The organism is Bifidobacterium reuteri DSM 23975, from assembly GCF_000741695.1.
Taxonomy (GTDB): Bacteria; Actinomycetota; Actinomycetes; order Actinomycetales; family Bifidobacteriaceae; genus Bifidobacterium; species Bifidobacterium reuteri.
The window spans coordinates 108,298-127,097 of sequence record NZ_JGZK01000005.1 but is presented as its reverse complement, the minus strand read 5'-3'; the positions used below and the strand labels follow the sequence as shown (position 1 = coordinate 127,097).

Sequence of the window (18,800 nt, the reverse complement as noted above, 5' to 3'; positions counted from 1 at the left end):
CCGAAACAATGGGCTCCCCTCGCCTGAGGGGAGCCCATTGTCGTCAGCATCCCGAGGAAACCGAACTGCTTCTCCGGCTACTTGATCCGACGGCCCGCGCACCAGACGTGCTCGGTCTTCCAGGTCAGCGGATCGAGCACGTTGATATCGGCGGCGAAACCGGGCGCAATCAGGCCAATCGGTGCTCCGGTGACCTCATTGGGCCTGTCGAAGACGAAAGCCTTCGCCGGCGTCAGCGTCGCGGCCTCGACCGCAGCCACAGGACTGATGCCGAGCTCATTCACGGCACGGCTCACAGCGCCTTCAAGCAGCAGCGTGGAGCCGGCGATGGCGCCGTTGGAGACCAGTCGGGCGTGGCCGTCCACCACATTCACATCCAACTCTCCAAGCTTGTAGGCGCCATCCGGGCAATCGGTGGCGGCCATGGCATCGGTCACGAAGGCGATGCGGTGTGGAGCGAACCCGAATCCGAGCTTGACCATCGGATTCTGCACGTGGAAACCGTCATTGATCAGTTCGATGGTGACGCGCGGATCCTCCACAGCAGCCGGGATCGGGCCCGGGTTGCGATGATGCAGCCCGTTCATCGCATTGAACATATGCGTCATGATGCCCGCCCCGGCATTGAATCCCGCCTGTGCCGTCTCATAGTCGGCATCGCAGTGCCCCACAGCGGGGACCACTCCGGCGGCGGCGAACTGGCGGATGGCTCCAATGCCATGCGGCAGTTCAGGGGCGATGGTGATCTGGCGGATGCATCCGCGGCTGCCATCAGCCGCGCCGGACGCCTCGAGCATCTCATCGACGATTTCGGGAACCGGATCCTTCAGGCATTTCGGGTCATGGGCACCCTTGCGCGCCAGTGCGAGGAACGGCCCCTCCAGATGGCATCCGAGGATATCCGGACGGCCGGAAGCCATCTTGTCCCGCACGGTGCGGATGTTGCGGCAGATCACGTCGACCGGATTGGTGATCAGTGACAGCACCTGTCGGGTGGTGCCGTGCACGGCATGGCCGGTACGCGCCACATCGATGCCTTCCGGACCGTCGTCGAAGCTCTTCTCCCAAGCGCCATGCGCATGGATGTCCACATAGCCCGGAACCAGAATGCGGCCATCGGCATCCAACACTGAACCATCACCGGAGACCCCGGCAGCGGCGCAGGCTTCCGAAAAGGCGCTCTCATCGGTTCCGGTCGCCACAATGACGCCGGACGCATCGGCCACCATCCAATATCCGCTGCGTTCTCCGCGCGCATCCACTTTGCGCGCGTTGCGGACGGCAAACGCTGACGGCGCGCCTTCGAGCGCAGCGGTAACCCGTGTAACGGTCTCGGTCCTATTCGACATGTCTCCATGCTCCTTCCCTGCATATGACGCAGGCCCTCAATGCGTATCGCCCTTGGAACCGCAGCCGGCCATCTTCGACGACAGCATCCGGTACGTGTGCGATGGCAACTTCCACGTCACATTCTGCTACGCTTCGCCCCGACGCTCCAGAAGGCACGCTGGCTCCTTTTTGTTAATGTTAGTTACAATTTTGGACTTGCCTGAAACCGGTGTTTTCAGCGCATGCGCTCCTGAGATCTGAGGTAAACTGGTTAAACGTTAGTGAAGTTTCGTAACAGAATCAACGGTGAACGGACTTCAGCATACGGCCCTCACGCACAATACCGGAAGCCGTTGCACGGACCACATGTTCATCCAGAAGGGGGAATGCATGTCGCTCTTTGGAGTCGCCTCACCGTCACCGATCCGCCCGGCCAAGGCCTCGCCGGCAGACGTCCGGCGGAACAACCGCAGGCTCATCTTCTCGCTGCTGTTCCCCACCAACCAGTACTCGCGTGCGGAACTCGGGCGCCGCACAGGACTGAGCCGGGTCGCCGTCTCGGACGTGGTCAACCAGATGCTGGGCGAGGGGCTACTCAGGGAGACCGGGCAAGCCCCCAGCGGCGGTAAAGGCAAACGCGGCACGCTGGTCAGCGTCGACATCGACCGGCTGAACATCATCAGCCTCGACCTGGCACAGGAGCACATCCTGCACGGCGCAGTCACCAATCTTCTCGGGCAGTCACTGCGTCACGCGGAAATCACCGTGAAGGAAGACACCCAGGTCTCCATCGAGACGATCAGCGAACTCATCGAGAAGATGCTGTCAATGGCATCAGGAGAGGTCATCGGCATCGGCATCGCCTCGCCGGGCGTGGTGGACGGAGGCACCATCAGGACTTCCACGTTGCGCGGATGGCACGATTTGAATCTCGCCGAACCGCTGCTCGACACCTTCGGCATCGACGTGACCGTGACCAATGACGCCACAGCCGCGATGCTCGCCGAACGGTTCTTCGGGCAGGGGGACCCTAACATGCTGTTCGTACGCATCGACAGCGGCATAGGCTCCTCCATCCTCATCAACGACGCGCCCGTCACCGGCGAAATGCATGCGGCAGGCGAGATCGGCCATATATCGATCGATCTCGACGGTCCGCAATGCCCCTGCGGCAAGCGCGGCTGTCTGGAAACCATGATCTCAGGCAGCATCCTGAGGAAAAAGCTGGCCAACGCCAGCGAGTGCCAACGAATCGCCATCCTCAGCCAGGCCGGCAGACACCTCGGACAGGCGCTTTCCATGCCGGTCGGTCTGTTGGATATGGCGGACGTCTGTGTCTATGGATGGCCCGACATCGTCAACGACACATTCATCGACGCCACACAGTCGTACCTTGATGCCAGCACATCCTCGACATTCCATAAGCACACCATCGTGCGACGGTGCGAATGCGGCGCGGACATGACCGTCCAAGGCGAGGCGATCGCCGTACTCTCCGATTATCTCGGCTACTGAGCGTTTCACGCAATCCGCATCCGGCACAGCCCAGTCCCGCCATCACCTCAACGCCGCATGCATCCTGCCCTCAGACCGCGACCGCCGCGCCAATGGCGCCGACGGGTCGGTCCAGCGGCGCCAGCCGCAGCCGGCCCGGAAGATCCAATCCCGCCAGGAACCGGCATTGCCCCTCCCTGCGGCGCAGTTCCGAGGTAATCACCTCGACCAGGGGCTTACCGGTCTTCGCCATGCCGCCGCCGAGCACAATGACGTCCGGATCCACTGATTGAGCCACGATCTGAATCGTGTCTCCGATGGCCCGAACCACCATGTCCAGCACATCCACGGCCTTAGACTCGCGCTTCCTCGCACGTCGGATCAGGTCCGGCATCGCAGGGTCGGCCTCAGGCCATAGACGCGCCACTGCGGAACCGGAGCATACCGTTTCCAGACAGCCATACTGTCCGCACGGGCACTTGAAGCGATGCGGCTCAACGGGGATATGCCCTACCTCTCCGGCGGCTCCGCTGAATCCATGCAACACAGCACCATCCTGCACCAGACCGGCAGCAAGTCCGGTGCCGAAGTTCAGGAAAGCCACGGTGCCGGGAAGCCCCTGCGTCCCGCCAAGCACCGCAGCCGCGCCCAACGCGGCGGCGTTCACGTCGTTCTCCACATGGGTCGCGACTCCGGTACACGCTTCAACCAGCGGCCCCATGTCCAAGGAAGTCACCGACAGGTTGACGATGTTGTCCACATGCCCGGTCCGATGATCCACCCGTCCAGGGGTACCGATGCCGATGGAGGACACATGCTGGAAATCGCCACCGCACACCCGTGCGGCCGCGGACACGATGTCCTCGATTACGGCCTCGTTGCCCGGCCGTGCGGGAATCCTCGCCGACTCACACACGAGGCCGGACGCGTCCAACCGCACCGCCTCGATCTTCGTGCCACCCACATCGACGCCGATGCGGCTCCTATTCGCATTGTCGACCTGCTCAATCATGGCCTGGCTCCTTCAGCTCCCCGTTGAACCAACACTGTCATGCATACGCGCATGATTCCATGCGCAAATCCATGATCAGTGTGCCCCGGAGTATTGACAACATTCTTAACAAATTAGCAAACAGCACACGATTCCGCGACACGCCGAACGTTGTTAATTGATTGCGTAAATCAATTAACAACGTTAATATCTTAATCAAGTTCAGATTCAAAGATGATGTTCGACGACGAGCGGACGTGATCACTCGCAAGGGAGCAGATAAGGAGGACCCATGGCATTCGAAGTCAAACACGCCACTTCGCAGGCCAGCGTCTCCGAGTCCAATCGCTCCCGCATCCTTCAGCATCTGTACCACCACGGCATCAGCTCCCGGGCGCAGATCGCCAAGGCACTGGATCTGACCCCCGCGGCCATCACCAAAATCACCGCGCGTCTCATCGAGGCGGGGGTCATCGAGGAGACCGGAGACATCGAAGGCTCCAAAAACCGTCGGTCCATCGGCCTGAAGCTCGATACCACCCAGTTCCATATCATCGGCGTGAAATTCGCGCGCTCGCTGGTGCAGATCGGCGTATTCGACCTTCGCGGCAACGCAATCTCCCTGGAGTCATTGCCCACCGTATACGACGACACCATCGACGACACCGCCATCATCATCCACCGCCGTCTTGCCGAACTGATCGACATCGATCCGACCATCGTGGCGATCGGCATGGCAGTGCCGGGTCCATACCTGCGCAACGAGGGGCGCACCGCCGTGGTATCCAGCATGCAGGGCTGGCGCAGAATCAACTTCGTGCATGAATTCGGGTCCGCCTTCCGTGTGCCGGTGTTCGTCGAGCAAGACGCCCGCGCCGGAGCATTGGCTCATTTCCTGTTCGACCCGGCAGTCAAATCCAACGAGAACCTCGCCTACTACCTCATCGGCGAAGGCGTCGGGCTCGGAGTCATCGAGAACGGGCGCCTGATCAATGGCCACCTCGGCGCGGCCACGGAAATCGGGCACATCTCCATCGACGTCAATGGCAAACCCTGCGACTGCGGCAACGTCGGCTGCCTGGAGCGCTACTGCTCCACCCCGGCCATCCATGCCATGCTCATCGAAGAAGGCACCGTCATCCCCGAAGCCTCCGTCATGACACACACCGATGCGGCACGGGCACTGTTCGCCAAGGCCCAGGACGGCGACGCACAGGCCGTGTCGTTGGTCAGATCCATAGCACGGTATGTCGGCTACGGATGCGTCACCATCTTCAACGGCTTCAACCCGGAACACATCATCATCGGAGACATCGTGGCCGAGGCGGGCACGATGCTTCTGGATACCGTGCTCGACACGGTCAAAGAACGGTCCATCCCCGAGATCTTCACATCCACCTCCATCACGCTGTCCACACTGTCCGCGGATGCCGCCGTCTCCGGCGCGGCAGCCGTGGCGGTCACGGAATTCCTAGAGCACCCCTCGGTGTTCTTCGATGTCTCCTAGGTGCAGGATTCGCGCCACTAAACGATTTTTTATACGCATTGATCACAACCCAATGAAAGGAACCAACCATGACCACCCCAATCGTCCTCAGCCTCGGCGAGCTGCTGTGGGATATGCTGCCAACCGGCAAACGAGCGGGCGGCGCCCCCGTGAACTTCGCCTATCACGCGATGAAGAATGACGCCGAAGGCTGGGCCATCAGCGCGGTGGGCGAGGATGAGCTTGGCGACGAGCTCGTCGCCAAGGCAGACGAAGCCGGAATCAACACCGTGATCCAGCGCAACGCCTGGCCGACCTCCACCGTCGAAGTCGCTCTGAAGAACGGCATCCCGGAATACACCATCGTCAAGGGCGTGGCATGGGACCACATCCTGTACACCCGCCAGCTCATCGACGTGGTCTCCAAGGCGGACGCCATCTGCTTCGGCACCCTGGCACTGCGCTCCCCCGAGACCCACGCCACCATCACCGAGCTGCTCAAGCACACCAAGCCCGGCGCGATGAAGTTCTTCGACATCAACCTGCGCGGCGACCACTACTCCAAGGAGCTCATCCAGGAGCTGCTCGGCTACGCCACCGTGTTCAAGATCAACGATGAGGAGCTGCTCCTGCTGCGCGACATGTTCGACATCCGCGGTACCTCCGGCGAGGACGCCTCCCGCTGGTTCCTCGACGAGTTCAACCTGGATTACGTGATCCTGACCGCAGGCTCCGCCTACTCCACCATCATCTCCCGCAAGGGCGAGTCCTCCACGCTGGACACCCCCCATGTCGAAGTGGTGGACACCGTCGGTGCCGGCGACTCCTTCTCCGGCACCTTCACCGCACGCACGCTGCTGGGCGATCCGCTCGCGGTCGCACACCGCAAGGCCGTCAACACCGCGGCCTATGTGTGCACCCAGTCCGGCGCATGGCCGGCGTACCCGGAGCAGATGCCCGATTACCTCGCCGAAGCCGGCAAGTGACCGACATCCCTCCGGCCAACCAACCCAACCAATACACAACCCATATCCCATAAAAGGATCGCGGTCCCTCTGACCTGCGATTCCATTCGGTCGAGGTGTGGAAGGGACAACGGCGCCCCTTTCGCACCTCGTTCGAGGTCGCTCTCTTCCACTCTGGAACATCAACGACAATCAACCCACCATCAATTCAAAGGAGAAACCATGTCCATTCGCGACACCGTCACCGGAGTCCAGCACGTCGGCATCCCCACCACCGACCTCGAAGGCACCATCGCCTATTACGAGCGCCTCGGCTTCGAATGCCTCGGCATCTATCCCAACGGCGAGGACCGCTGCACGTTCCTGCGTCTGAACAATCTGACGCTAGAAGTGTGGACCATGGACCCGACCCCGATGGAGAACGGCGCGATCAACCACTTCGCCCTCGACTCCACCGACATCGAAGCCTCGTTCGCCGAAGCCCAGAAGCTCGGACTTGACTTCGTGGAGGGCTCCATCCAGCACATCGACACGTTCTGGGAGCACGGCATCCGATACTTCAACGTCCTGGGCCCGAACCACGAGGTCATCGAGTTCTGCCAGATCATGTAGCAGGCCCACGACGGCGACGGCTCCGGGACCTGCACCGCCCCGGCGCTGTCGCCCGAAGCCGCATCCATACCATCACCGCATGCGAATGCCGCATCACCGCGCGCATTCGCCCATATCAATCGCCATACAGCTTCACGTCCATACACAACCAAGAGATACATAACCAAGGGATACACAATCATGGACAACACCTCATCCAAGAAAGTGGCGTGGGTGGAAAGCCCCGACGGATACCTCGACCGTACGCCAGTACTGCAGTTCGCGATGACTTCGGTGCTGTTCGCCTTCTGGGCGATCGCCTCGAGCCTCAACGACGTGCTCATCACCCAGTTCAAGGCCGTCTTCGAGCTGTCCGACATGCAGACCGCGTTCGTGCAAAGCGCGTTCTACGCCGGTTACTTCATCATCGCCATCCCCGCATCGCTGTTCATCAAGAAGACCAGCTACAAGATCGGCATCATGACCGGCCTCGCGTTCTTCGCGCTCGGCTGCTTCATCTTCTTCCCCGCCTCGCGCCTCGTGACCTACGTCTTCCTGTTCGCCATCTTCGTGGAGGCCATCGGTCTGAGCTTCCTGGAGACCTCAGCCGACACCTACGCCACCTTGCTCGGCCCGAAGCGTCTGAGCACACTTCGCCTGAACGTGGCGCAGACCATGAACGCGCTCGGTCTGCTCACCGGCATCCTGCTCGGCAAGTATCTGGTGTTCCAGGACTCCAACCTGCACACCGAGATGGAGAAGCTGCGCAAGACCGATCCGCAGGCCGCCATCGACCTCGCTTCGGAGCAGCTTGGGCGCACCCTGCAGCCGTACATGGTCGTCATGGCCATCATGCTGCTGTTCATCGTGCTGTTCGCGATCGTGAAGTTCCCCAAGTGCCGTCCGCAGACCAAGTCCGGCGATGTGGCCAAGGCCACGTTGGGCGAAACCATGACGTACCTCGCCCATAATGGACGCTTCTGGCAGGGCATCCTGGTGCAGTTCATCTACATCGGCGCCCAGACCGGCATCTGGTCGTTCACGATCCGTCTCGCGCTCAACGTATCCGAGAAGGCGGGCGCGCCGATCACCGACCGTGACGCCGCGAACTACATGATCGTCAGCTACATCATCTTCTTCGTTGGTCGTATCTCCGCCAGCTATCTGCTGTCCAAGTTCCGCGAGACCCGCGTGCTCGCAGTGTATATGATCGCAGGCTTCGTGGTGCTCGTGGGCACGGCGTTCGTCCCCGGCATGGCGTCCGTCTGGCTCGCGGTGATCGTGAGCCTGCTGCTGGGCCCGGGCTGGCCGACGATCTACTCGCGTACGCTCAAGACCGTCGAGGACCGTCGTCACACCGAGACCGCCGGCGCCATCATCGTGATGGCATTGGTCGGCGGCGCGATCCTGCCGATGGCTCAGGGCGCGCTCTCCGATGCGACCACCATGCAGTTCTCGTTCATCCTGCCGGCCATCGAGCTGCTGATCGTGGGCCTGTACTTCGTTTCCGAATTCAAGCGCGACAAGTACACCCCGGCACAGCTCAAGGAGATGACCGAAAAGGGCGAGATCGCCAACTGACAGTCATCTGCCGGCAGTTCCGGTTCCCTGATTCGGCAAACAGGTTCCCACTGCCCGGCCCCGCTATCTAGTCCCACTGTTCCAGCCCCGCCTTGGCGGGGCTTTTCTTATGGCGAGAACCTTTGGCGCAACGACAGCATGGCAGCAGCATGGCAGCAGTCCAGCACCAATGCAGCTCAACGGAAGAGTTGCGAAAACGTTGGCGTGTCAACAACTAAAGCGGTTTAGAATAATCCGTGTTCCATACGAGTATCCCCAAGACAAAGAAGTTGGATCATATGACAGATATCGCAGTACCGAAGTCGGTGCAGGACTTCATGCGTCACATCACCGACCTGTGCGGCAGCGAACATGCCGATTGGGCGGAGAACTTCAACGCCTGCTTCGCCAACACCCTGACCACCACGGTCAAGCGCCATGAGGACGGCACCACGTTCCTGCTGACCGGCGACATCCCCGCCATGTGGCTGCGCGATTCCACCGCGCAGGTCCGCCCCTATCTCGTCATCGCCAAGGACGACCCGGAGCTGGCCGACATGATCTGCGGATTGGTGCGACAGCAGTTCCGCTACATCAACATCGACCCGTATGCGAACGCCTTCAATGAGGAGCCCAACGGGCACACATGGGACCCCAACGACCAGTCGAACTTCTCCAGCCCCTGGCTGTGGGAACGCAAGTACGAGGTAGATTCCCTGTGCTATCCGATCCAGCTCGCATGGCTGCTGTACGCCAACACCGGACGAACCGACCAGTTCGACCAGGAGTTCGTGGACGGGGTCGCCAAGATCCTCGACGTGTTCGAGACCGAGCAGGACCATACACGCTCGCCGTACTTCTTCATCCGCGACACGGACATCCCCACCGAATCCTTGGACAACGACGGCCGAGGCACCCCGGTGGCCGTCACCGGCATGACCTGGTCCGGCTTCCGTCCGAGCGACGACGCCTGCACCTACCATTATCTGGTGCCGTCGAACATGTTTGTGGTCGTGGTGATGGATTACCTGGAGCGCATCTTCGGCGGCGACATCCTCGACGACCCGCAGGTCGTCTCGCGCGCCCATGCGCTGCGCGTCGCGGTGCACGACGGTATCGAAGCCTACGGCAAAACCAGGAATCGCAACGGCGAGACGATCTACGCCTTCGAGACCGACGGACTCGGACACTACAACATCATGGGCGACAGCAACGTGCCCGACCTCATGGCCGCGCCGTATCTGGGATATTGCGAGCCGGACGACCCGACCTACCTAGCCACCCGCCGCACGCTGCTGAGCGACGAGAACCCCTACTACTACGAGGGCACGTACCTCAAAGGCATCGGCTCCCCTCACACGCCGCCGAGATACGTGTGGCCGATCGCGCTGGCGGTCGAGGCGATGACCAGCGGAGACAAGGAGTACGAGGCCCATATCCTCGACCGTCTCGTGGCCACCGATGCCGGCACGCATCTGATGCATGAAGGCATCGATGTGGATGACCCGACGAAGTACACGCGCGAGTGGTTCAGCTGGTCGAATATGATGTTCTGCGAGCTGGTCATGGACTATTTCGACATCCGCGTCAAGCGGTGATCAACGACGATTCGGATTCTTGATCAGAGATAACAGGAAACAAGGAAAGGCAAAGCAAATGACCACCAATCCACGTTATGTGCTCGGTACCGAAGCCAACCGCATCTTCATGGCTTCGGAGTCCTATGAGCTGCTGAAGTTCGGCAAGGGCTTCCCCGCGCCGAACGGCGGTTCCGGCTGGCTGAACGCCGACGGCTCGCTCGACCCCGCACAGGGCGTGCAGACCTGGATCACCTGCCGCATGGCGCACGTGTATTCCATTGGATCTCTGCTTGGCTACCCGGGCGCGGACAAGCTCGTGGACGCCGCATTGAAGGGTCTGACCGGCATTCTGCATGATGACGTCAACGGCGGCTGGTATCCGCAGGTCAACGAGGACGGTTCCCCCGCCGCAGACAAGATCTGCTACACGCACGCCTTCGTGATGCTCGCCGCATCCTCCGCGCTGCTCGCGGGACGTCCGGGAGCCAAGGAGCTGCTCGATGAGGCGCTGGCCACGTTCGACAAGCGCTTCTGGGACGACGAGACCGGTCTGGCCGTGGACACCTGGAACACCGAGTTCACCGAGCTCGACCCGTACCGCGGCCTCAACGCCAACATGCACACCACGGAGGCGTTCCTCGCCGTGGCGGACGCCACAGGCGACAACAAGTACCGCGTGCGCGCCGGCCGCATCATCGACCATGTGATCGGATGGGCCAAGGCCAACGAATGGCGTATCCCCGAGCACTTCAAGTCCGACTGGTCCGTCGACCTGGAGTTCAACGCCGACAAGAAGGATGACCAGTTCAAGCCGTACGGCGCCACCCCCGGCCACGGCATCGAATGGGCCCGCCTGATCTCCCAGTGGGCGTTGAGCTCCTTCGCCAATCTGGAGGGCGCGCAGCCGTACATCGAGGCCGCCGAACAGCTGTTCGCGCGCGCCGTGGCAGACGGCTGGAACGCGGACGGCACCGTGGGCCTCGCCTACACGACCGACTGGAGCGGCAAGCCCGTGGTCACCGATCGCATGCACTGGACGCTCGCCGAAGCGCTCAACACCACCGCGACTCTGTATGCCGCGACCGGCAAGGAGGAGTACACCGACTGGTATGCCACGTTCGCGCAGTACGTCGATGAGCATCTCATCGACCACGAGGGCGGCTCCTGGTTCCACCAGCTCGACAAGGACAACAAGGTCATCGGCACCGTCTGGCCCGGCAAATCCGACCTCTACCATGCCTTCCAGTCCACGCTGATCCCGTTCCTCGACCCGGCGGTCTCCATCGCCACCGCCGTCAAGAACGCCGCCTGATACGTTCGCGACCTATGGTGAAGCCCCTGTCCCGATTGCCCGGGACAGGGGCTTCACCATTTCGATTGGCCGGGCTCGCGGCCAACTTCGCGACCAGACTCGTGACCAGCCTCGACCGGAGTGTCAGTTGAGTGTCAGTTGATAGTGCGGGAGGTACTGTCGCGGACAACCAAACTGGGTGTCAGGATCTTGCGGTTGCCGGAGACCTTCTCCCCCGCGAATATCTTCAGCAGCAGTTTCGCGATCTTCGAGCCGTATTCGCTCGCGTCACGATGCACGGAAGTGATCGATGGATATGCGGCCTCGCATACGAAGCTGTCCTCGAAGCTGACGATCGCGGGCAGGTTGAACGGGTATCGGGGACCTGTCAGCTCACCGACACCCTGCACGGTGCGTTCGTAATTGTCCAGCACATACCATTCGGTGATGGAATGCAGACTCTCGGCGGCCAAGGTCTCGCTTTCGTAGATGAACGCGGTGGGAGGCTGCGGCGATTGCAGCAGGTTCAATGTCATTTCGGACGCCACGCTGGAATCGAAGTAGGTGTAGTCGATATGGATGTCATCAAGACCGTACTTGTTCGCGAATTGCCGGAACGCCGCCTCACGTCCGCGCGAATAGTCCAGTGAGGGGTCGCCGGAGAGGTACGCGATGCGACGATGCCCCATCTTCCGCAGATGCTCGAGGATGGTGTCCATGGTTTTCGAATCGTCGATGGACAGCGAAGGCACCAGATTGTCAGGATCCGGACCGCCGGCCAGCACTGCAGGCAGGCCCAATGCGTTCATCAGCTTCGGCCGCTGGTCATCGACGCGCAGATCGACCAGGATGACACCGTCCACTCGTTTGCGGGAGGCCCAATCCCGGTACACCGCAAGCTCCTCCTTGGCGGATGAGCATGGCCGATAGAGCAGGCCGTAGCCCTTGAGACTCAGCGAAGCCTGCACGCCGGCCATGAAGTGCAGCATGAAGGCTTCCTCGTTGAGCCCCTGCTTGAAACGCGCCGGAGCGAACCCCACGGTCATGGTCTTCGAGGAACCCAGCGCCTGCGCGGCGTATACCGGCTGCCATCCCAACTTCGCAGCGGCCTCTTTGACTCGTTTCTTGGTCTCCGCCGACACCCCTGGCCGATCGTTGATGGCGAAGGACACCGCCGTCGGCGAAATGCCAAGGGCATCGGCGATATCCTTGAGACTCACGCGCGATGAACCGGAGGATAACTGAGATGCCGGCTGCGGCACATGCTCTTGGACGGACTTCATAACTCCCCCGTTCGCTCCGACGTCGATGAGGTCATGGGTCTATGACCTGCACCCGCAACATAGCGGAAGACCAATCATATCTCCAGCAACAATAACTATAAATTGTACCGTATTGCTAAAGCGTTTTAGTATCGCATTCCAATTATTATATGCCCGACGCCTGCGCGCTGTGGCGTATGTGTGTCTCGTATGGAGACACACATACGCAGGAACGACTGACAGGCCCCACATCCGGCAAGGGAACCGGAGGACGCCTAGCATCCCGCTAGAGGGAGACCGCCCTTCGATTTCCTGTCAGACACAGGGCCTGTCAGTCACCGCGAATCACATGCGCTTGCGCACCATGACGACGGCACCGGCAATGACGAGCAGAACCACGGCACCGGCTGCGACGACAGCCACGGAGGCACCGGTATTGACCAGTTTGTCCTTGGATGTGTCAGACGTCTCGGGCTTCTTGCCTGTATCGGTCTCGTCGCTAGGCTTGTCCGGCTTGTCGTCCGTGGCTGGCACCTCCTTGAACTCGACCGTCACACCCTCGCCGATCTCGGCATCGCCGAGTTTGGCCTTGATCGTGTACTTGCCGGCCTTGGCGGACACCACGTTCAGCGTCGAGGCACCGGAGGCGTCAGTTGCGATCGAGGTGTTGCCTTCGGCTGTGGTAACCCCGTCCGGCAGCACGAAAGCGACATCCGTGCCGGTCAACGGGTTGCCGAAGGAGTCCTTGACGGCGGCGGTCACGGTACGCGTGGCCTTGCCATCCGCGGCAGCCTCGCCGTCTACGGCGGTCAGGGTGGACTTTGCGGCATCCGGCTGGGTCGGATCGGCGACGGTGCAACCCTTCGCAATCTCATCGGCCGTCGGGATCTTCACCGGCTCGGTCTTGTTGCCGCTGTAGTCCTCGACCTGCACCCACAGCTCATGGCCGGTCGCAATGCTCTGGGTGTAGGACGCCGGCTTGGTACGGCCTCGGATGATGCCGGTGATCGGCGGGGTCTGCTGTGAATAGGTGTAGGTTGCACCCAGTTCCCTGCTCTGCGCATCGCCGTTCTCGTCGGTCCACTTCTCGGTCATGTACAGGTAACGCCAATCCTGGGTTTGCGGGCGAACCAGCGTCACGCTATCGCCATCCCACGTCACCGAGCATGCCGGGTAGGGCTCGATCGTCGCATCGGCAAAGCTCCCAGTTGCGGTAGCGGCCGCACCACCGGCGTTGTCGACGGTCAGCACATAACGGGAACCATCCACAGGGGCGTTGTCAATGGTCACGTCCGTCTTGTCAGCCGAGATCTTCACCGTTTGGGAGTACGGCTGCGCGGCATAGCGCCACGAACCGGTGTCGGATGCGAGGGTGACGGTCTTCTCGCCAGACACCTGCGGGTTCGTCCAAGAGACCTTGACCTTGCCGTCCTTGCCGGGTTCGACTTTCACACCGGACACGGATGCCGCCTCGTTCAGCGGCGCTTCGGCGGCGAGCGAGCGGGAGCCGTCCGCTCCCACGGCGTACAACCTGAGGGTGCCGGTCTTGGCGGGCAGGTGCTTGACGTATAGGGTGTCGTCGTAGCGGCCGCCGAGGAACGTGTCGTCGAGGTAGAGCAGGTAGTTCTTTGTGGTCGAGTAGTCGTCGATATCCCACTTGACGGTAAGCTCGTCGGAATCGGCGTAGGCGCGTTCGACGGCGAAGCCAGTCGGAGTCGCCGGGGTATGCGCCGCCCCATCGCTCACAGTGAGTTTGCCGATGTTCACCTGATAGTTGTCGATGGGGTTTGCACCAGCCTTGACGATCAGACCGAGCGTTGCGATCTTCTTGCCCGCATACTGGGACAGGTCTGCGGTCACGGTCTTCCATCCGTCGGTCTTAGCACCGTCGGCGACATCGACCGGCACGACGGCATTGGTGTCGTCGGCGAAGATCAGCGCGAGCTGCAGCTTAGAGTCATCGGATGAGAGCTTGTTGTACGTCAGATCGATCTTGGTGCCGCCGGTGACGTCCAAGTCGGTCTTGTACAGACGCATCGTGTTGTCGCTGGACAGCTTGCCACTCAGGACGAGCGAATCGCCGCCTTCATAGGCTCCGACCTTGGCATACGTGAAGCGCGGGGCCGCCACGTAGTCGGTACCGTAGTCGAAGTCGGCCTCGAGCGGGTCGGACTTGGCATCGATCCACCACTGCCAGGTCGGCAGGATGTCCTGAAGGTTGATATTGCCCCACTGCTGGTCGCTGGTCTGCTTGCCGCCGTCGCGCCATTCGAGGCCGTGGCCAGTGTTGAATGACGTGGAGAAGACGGTTCCGCCGATGACCGAGCGTTCGGCGATCTGCGAGGCGAAGCCCTTCCATCCGTCGTCGCTCGTGCCGTCGTCAATGTATGGGTCGGCGATGTCGGTGGTATCGGCCTCACCGGTGGATGAACCGGTCCACAGACGGCGTTCGCGGTCGAATACCTGGTTCTGGTACTTGGGATAGACCTTCTTGTCATCACCCAGCTCATGGGAGACGAAGTCGGCGCCAAGTGCGGCGATGCTCACGTACGGCTTGCCGTCGGCGTCCAGATTGACGTTCATATAGTTGGCGTTCGAGGAAATGTTGTCGAATTTCTCTTTTCCTGCCTCGATGCCCGCGAACACCGACGTCTTCGGATCGATGCCGAGGCTGCTGGCATGGTCCGCCGAATCCTTGAGCATATTGCCGCTGAACCAGTAGTTCAGGAAGATGGAATCAGAGACCTTGCCCTTGGCTGCATCCTGCACCCACGGCGAGTTGGCATCGTTGAACATATTCTGGTAGCTCACATAGCCGTCCGGATAGACTGCGGAGTCATACCACTGGATATAGATGCCCTGATCGACGATCTGCTTCATGAAGTCCTGGAACGCCGGGACATCCGCGGCATCAACGTTGGATTCCTGATTGACGAAGTAGCCGTCGAATCCGTAGTATTTGGCGATCTCCACCAGCTTGTCGGCCACAGGGTAGGTGCCGTCGTCGCGTTTGCCCTGCAGCAGGTCCCGGTATGTCTGCTCGCCACGGTCGTTGCCGGAGAAGAATATTGTCGCGATGGACTTCGCGCCGTTCTTGTGGGCGGCGTTCGTGTATGCGGCGTTCGGCAGATTCAGCGTGCCGAACTCGAACCACTTCTGGGTCCAATCGGACTGGGCCTTCTCGTCATACAGACTCTTTGGTGTGTTCGCGGTCGGCTGGCCGTGCCACGTACCGTAGTAGTCGGTGTACTGCCAGTAGTTGAACAGGTACTGCGAGAACACGTTGTTGTCATGGAAGGATTCGAAGAATGCGTTGCCGTAATCGCCGGCGAGGTTGAACATCTCCGTGTCGGCGGGCAGGTTCGGGTCCTTCTGAGTCGCGGCATTGGCGGCGATGCGGGTCTGCAACGGCACACGGGAACGCAGATACTCTGAATCCTTGTCCGCTGCCGGGTTCCAGTTCAGAATATCCAGACCGGTGTAACCATGCTGATATGGCTGGTTGGCTCCTGCCGCCTGCTCGGGATGGCTGGTATCGGCATACTGGCCACCCCATGGCATCGTGTCGGTGGCACTCGCCGGAGCCGCCAATGCCGCCAGCGTCGCCATCGACAGCACTGCAGCCAAACCGCTCCGCAGCCATTTCCTGTGTTGGTTCCGGGCGGAGATACGCCCGGCTGGATCGCCTGATGACAATCTCATCTATAATCTCCTTCGTTGTTTCCTTCTATCGGGTGACAACCCGCAGCCTTGCAGGTTGCGCGGATGACGGGCCGATGGCTCGTCATCGGGGGTGTGACGCGGTTCCAGCGCATCACACCCCACATTTTCCGTAGTGCCTTTTGGCCTACTCCAGTGTCACGGTGGCTGAATCGCCCATACCCGCTTCCAACGAACAGGTCACGCGTACCTGGCCATCGCCGGCGTCCCGCAGACGTTCGGAGGGGACGTGGAACGTGATGTCGCGGCGTTCGCCCGCCTCCATCGACACGTATGTCGAGTCGACGAGCATCGCCAAACGTGGGATGCGCCGGCCGCCACTGACGTGCGCGAACAGGTTCACTGCACCGGAAGCGGCACAGGCTCCGGCCGTCGCCGTACCCCGCACGACCAACTCACCTAGATGGGATTGCGCATCCATATGCATATCATCAAACGCCACTCCTGCCATCGCCCCTGCTCCGAACCCGAAGCTGCGCAGCACAGGCTCGGCTGCGTCCTTATAGACGTGAGCGGCGCTCTGCCGGTCGTTATACCGCACCGGAATGGCCGCGGGATAGGCTGGCAGCGTCACCGGAAGACGTCCCGGAAGGCCGGCTCCATCGACAAGCACGTCAGCCACTGCCTGCGGACCATACTGGCCGGCGTATCCTGCCCAAATCGTAACCGCGGAGCGCTCCATCACGTGGGTCAGCACATGGGCTCTGCCGCAGACCGTCACGGACACGACCGGGGCTGCGGTCAATGCCGTCACTTCGTCCAGCACGTCATCCTGATGCCAAGGCAGACGGATATCGGACAGGTCCACGCCTTCACCACAGGTGGCGCCATATTCGGCAACCGCCTTCGCGGCACCATTGTCGTCGAATTCGCTATCGTAGCTGCGTTCGCTGGTGCTGCCGCAGACGAACACCACGGCCGCCGCCCGCGCCCATTCCGAAGCCGGCACATCGTTCGTTTTGGCGGCCAGAAGGACCCGATTCTCTCCGAGACGCGCAACCAGCTGCCGGTATACGCTCGATTGTTCATCGGCGGGCAGTGGCGCGGTGTAATCACCCAGGAAACATCCGAAATCGTCAGCAAACGGGCCCGCGACAATCACCGGCCCTGCCTGGGCATCGACCATCAGGGCGCGGATATCATCAAGCGAGGCAGTGGATGATGGGTCATCCAGCAATGTCATCGCCTCGCGAGCCATGCGTTTCGCCTGTTCACGCCCCTGCTGCGTGGCCTGAGCGATGGCGTTGGCGTCCGGCACGGCGATCGAGGCGGCATCGGCACCGTCTTCAGGCAGAAGACCGAACATGTCTTTGAGCTCCAGCACGCGGCGCAATGCCGTGTCGACGGCATTCGACACCTGTTCGTCATCCGCGTATTCCTCAAGGTGGGTGAATCCCTCATCCCATAGGGATACGTCGACGCCAGCGAGCAGCGCGGCGCGCCCTGCGGCGGGAATGGAGGCGGCCATGTCTTCAAGACGGTCCACGGCCAGGCCATCGGCCATCACGATGCCGTCGAATCCGAGTTGGGTCCGCAGATAATCCTTGAGCAGCCATGGATTGGCGCAGCATGGCATCGAATCGATATCGTTGTAGGCAGCCATGAAGCCCAGGGCACCGGCGCGCACACCCGCGGCGACCGGCGGCAGATGGATTTCGTGAAGGTCATGAGTGCCCAGTACGGCGGATTGCCCGTTGCGGCCGCCAACGGCCTCGCCTTGTGCAGCCAGATGCTTGAGCACTACGGCCACTCCCCCATGGCCCACCTTGGAGCGGTGTTCACCCTGCATGCCCAGCACAATGGCCTCGCACATGCGTTCAGCCATCAGCGGATCCTCACCGAAGCATTCCTCGCAGCGTCCCCATCGCGGATCTCGGGCGATGTCGAGTCCGGAGACCAGCGCGATGTGCACGCCGCTGGCGGCCAGTTCAGCCGCGGCCGCCGATTCGGCCTGCCGCACGCCCTCGGGATCGAACGTGGCGCCAAGACCGAGATTCGTCGGCAGCACGGTGCCGCCAAGCGCCTGATGGCCATGCGGCGCCTCTTCGCTCAACAGCACGCCTACGCCATGCGCACCGCGTTCGAGCACGGTGTTCTGAATAAGCGCGACCGCTTCGCCGCGCTCCTCAGGGCGGATGCCGTTGCCCCAATGCTGGCCCGACCACGGGTCGGCGCGCATCAGTCCATACAGCACTCCCAGACCGCCCCAGCGGTCAATTTCACGTTTGAGCTCATCAGTGGCCACAAGCCTGCCGGACGCATCCCGGCGCACGGTCTTCCAACCGAGCAGACGCTGGTTGAGCTGTCCAACCTTCTCACGGAAACTCATCGATGCGATCAACCGGTCAATGGACGCTCGACCGTGCCGTCCGTCCACAGCGGCCATGCCGACGTTGCTGGCAATCATATTTTCCCTTTTCTCTCCATAGTGGCAATCGACCATTCGCTACCTGCAGCATGCGACCGCACGAACACATACACGATCCATCACACTCAAGAACGGTCAGAATATACGAAACCGGCTGTGGAAC

12 protein-coding genes are annotated in these 18,800 nt (G+C 61.5%); 7 read left to right on the top strand and 5 right to left on the bottom strand.

The window, feature by feature from the left end; all coding sequences use genetic code 11:
- Positions 1-77: 77 nt before the first annotated feature.
- Entirely contained in the window at positions 78-1,349 is a 1,272-nt protein-coding gene (locus tag BREU_RS05850) for an N-acetylglucosamine-6-phosphate deacetylase (RefSeq protein WP_044088799.1), read from the bottom strand.
- Between the two features lie 370 nt (positions 1,350-1,719).
- Here BREU_RS05850 and BREU_RS05845 point away from each other — a divergent pair, with 370 nt between their 5' ends.
- The gene (locus BREU_RS05845; protein WP_044088798.1) at positions 1,720-2,844 is read left to right on the top strand and encodes an ROK family protein; all 1,125 of its coding nucleotides are present in this window, start codon (positions 1,720-1,722) and stop codon (positions 2,842-2,844) included.
- 70 nt (positions 2,845-2,914) lie between these two features.
- Here the strand turns inward: BREU_RS05845 and BREU_RS05840 are convergent, their stop codons facing one another.
- Positions 2,915-3,835, bottom strand: coding sequence for an ROK family protein (locus tag BREU_RS05840; protein WP_044088797.1), 921 nt, complete (start codon positions 3,833-3,835; stop codon positions 2,915-2,917).
- Positions 3,836-4,106: 271 nt separating this feature from the next.
- Between BREU_RS05840 and BREU_RS05835 the strand changes: the two genes are divergently transcribed.
- The 6 genes from BREU_RS05835 (at position 4,107) to BREU_RS05810 (ending at position 11,308) form a co-directional block, all read left to right on the top strand.
- Entirely contained in the window at positions 4,107-5,321 is a 1,215-nt protein-coding gene (locus BREU_RS05835) for an ROK family transcriptional regulator (RefSeq protein ID WP_044088796.1), read from the top strand.
- Between the two features lie 68 nt (positions 5,322-5,389).
- Complete coding sequence (locus BREU_RS05830; protein WP_044088795.1) at positions 5,390-6,286, top strand: carbohydrate kinase family protein; 897 nt, start codon at positions 5,390-5,392, stop codon at positions 6,284-6,286.
- A 201-nt stretch (positions 6,287-6,487) separates the two neighbouring features.
- Positions 6,488-6,877, top strand: a complete 390-nt coding sequence (locus BREU_RS05825) for a VOC family protein (RefSeq protein WP_044088794.1) — start codon at positions 6,488-6,490, stop codon at positions 6,875-6,877.
- Between the two features lie 180 nt (positions 6,878-7,057).
- Complete coding sequence (gene fucP, locus BREU_RS05820) at positions 7,058-8,437, top strand: L-fucose:H+ symporter permease (protein ID WP_044095858.1); 1,380 nt, start codon at positions 7,058-7,060, stop codon at positions 8,435-8,437.
- A 278-nt stretch (positions 8,438-8,715) separates the two neighbouring features.
- A complete protein-coding gene (locus BREU_RS05815; RefSeq protein WP_044088793.1) occupies positions 8,716-10,014 on the top strand; it encodes a glycoside hydrolase family 125 protein in 1,299 nt (432 codons plus the stop codon).
- A 58-nt stretch (positions 10,015-10,072) separates the two neighbouring features.
- Positions 10,073-11,308, top strand: coding sequence for an AGE family epimerase/isomerase (locus tag BREU_RS05810; RefSeq protein WP_044088792.1), 1,236 nt, complete (start codon positions 10,073-10,075; stop codon positions 11,306-11,308).
- Between the two features lie 134 nt (positions 11,309-11,442).
- Here BREU_RS05810 and BREU_RS05805 read toward each other — a convergent pair whose 3' ends face one another.
- From BREU_RS05805 to BREU_RS05795, 3 genes are all read right to left on the bottom strand, one after another.
- A complete protein-coding gene (locus BREU_RS05805; protein WP_044088791.1) occupies positions 11,443-12,570 on the bottom strand; it encodes a LacI family DNA-binding transcriptional regulator in 1,128 nt (375 codons plus the stop codon).
- A gap of 324 nt (positions 12,571-12,894) precedes the next feature.
- A complete protein-coding gene (locus BREU_RS05800) occupies positions 12,895-16,251 on the bottom strand; it encodes an endo-beta-N-acetylglucosaminidase (RefSeq protein WP_181162059.1) in 3,357 nt (1,118 codons plus the stop codon).
- A 145-nt stretch (positions 16,252-16,396) separates the two neighbouring features.
- Positions 16,397-18,676 carry a glycoside hydrolase family 3 protein gene (locus tag BREU_RS05795; RefSeq protein ID WP_223847929.1) on the bottom strand — a complete coding sequence of 760 codons (2,280 nt, stop codon included), beginning with the start codon at positions 18,674-18,676 and terminating at the stop codon, positions 16,397-16,399.
- Between the last annotated feature and the right edge of the window lie 124 nt (positions 18,677-18,800).

What these genes read in the sequence shown, in the direction of transcription:
- BREU_RS05810 (WP_044088792.1), top strand. Translation starts at nt 10,073, where the DNA reads ATGACCACCAATCCACGTTATGTGCTCGGTACCGAAGCCAACCGCATC.
- BREU_RS05850 (WP_044088799.1), bottom strand. Translation starts at nt 1,349, where the DNA reads ATGTCGAATAGGACCGAGACCGTTACACGGGTTACCGCTGCGCTCGAA.
- BREU_RS05835 (WP_044088796.1), top strand. Translation starts at nt 4,107, where the DNA reads ATGGCATTCGAAGTCAAACACGCCACTTCGCAGGCCAGCGTCTCCGAG.
- BREU_RS05825 (WP_044088794.1), top strand. Translation starts at nt 6,488, where the DNA reads ATGTCCATTCGCGACACCGTCACCGGAGTCCAGCACGTCGGCATCCCC.
- BREU_RS05815 (WP_044088793.1), top strand. Translation starts at nt 8,716, where the DNA reads ATGACAGATATCGCAGTACCGAAGTCGGTGCAGGACTTCATGCGTCAC.
- BREU_RS05840 (WP_044088797.1), bottom strand. Translation starts at nt 3,835, where the DNA reads ATGATTGAGCAGGTCGACAATGCGAATAGGAGCCGCATCGGCGTCGAT.
- BREU_RS05805 (WP_044088791.1), bottom strand. Translation starts at nt 12,570, where the DNA reads ATGAAGTCCGTCCAAGAGCATGTGCCGCAGCCGGCATCTCAGTTATCC.
- BREU_RS05845 (WP_044088798.1), top strand. Translation starts at nt 1,720, where the DNA reads ATGTCGCTCTTTGGAGTCGCCTCACCGTCACCGATCCGCCCGGCCAAG.
- BREU_RS05830 (WP_044088795.1), top strand. Translation starts at nt 5,390, where the DNA reads ATGACCACCCCAATCGTCCTCAGCCTCGGCGAGCTGCTGTGGGATATG.
- BREU_RS05800 (WP_181162059.1), bottom strand. Translation starts at nt 16,251, where the DNA reads ATGAGATTGTCATCAGGCGATCCAGCCGGGCGTATCTCCGCCCGGAAC.
- fucP (WP_044095858.1), top strand. Translation starts at nt 7,058, where the DNA reads ATGGACAACACCTCATCCAAGAAAGTGGCGTGGGTGGAAAGCCCCGAC.
- BREU_RS05795 (WP_223847929.1), bottom strand. Translation starts at nt 18,676, where the DNA reads ATGATTGCCAGCAACGTCGGCATGGCCGCTGTGGACGGACGGCACGGT.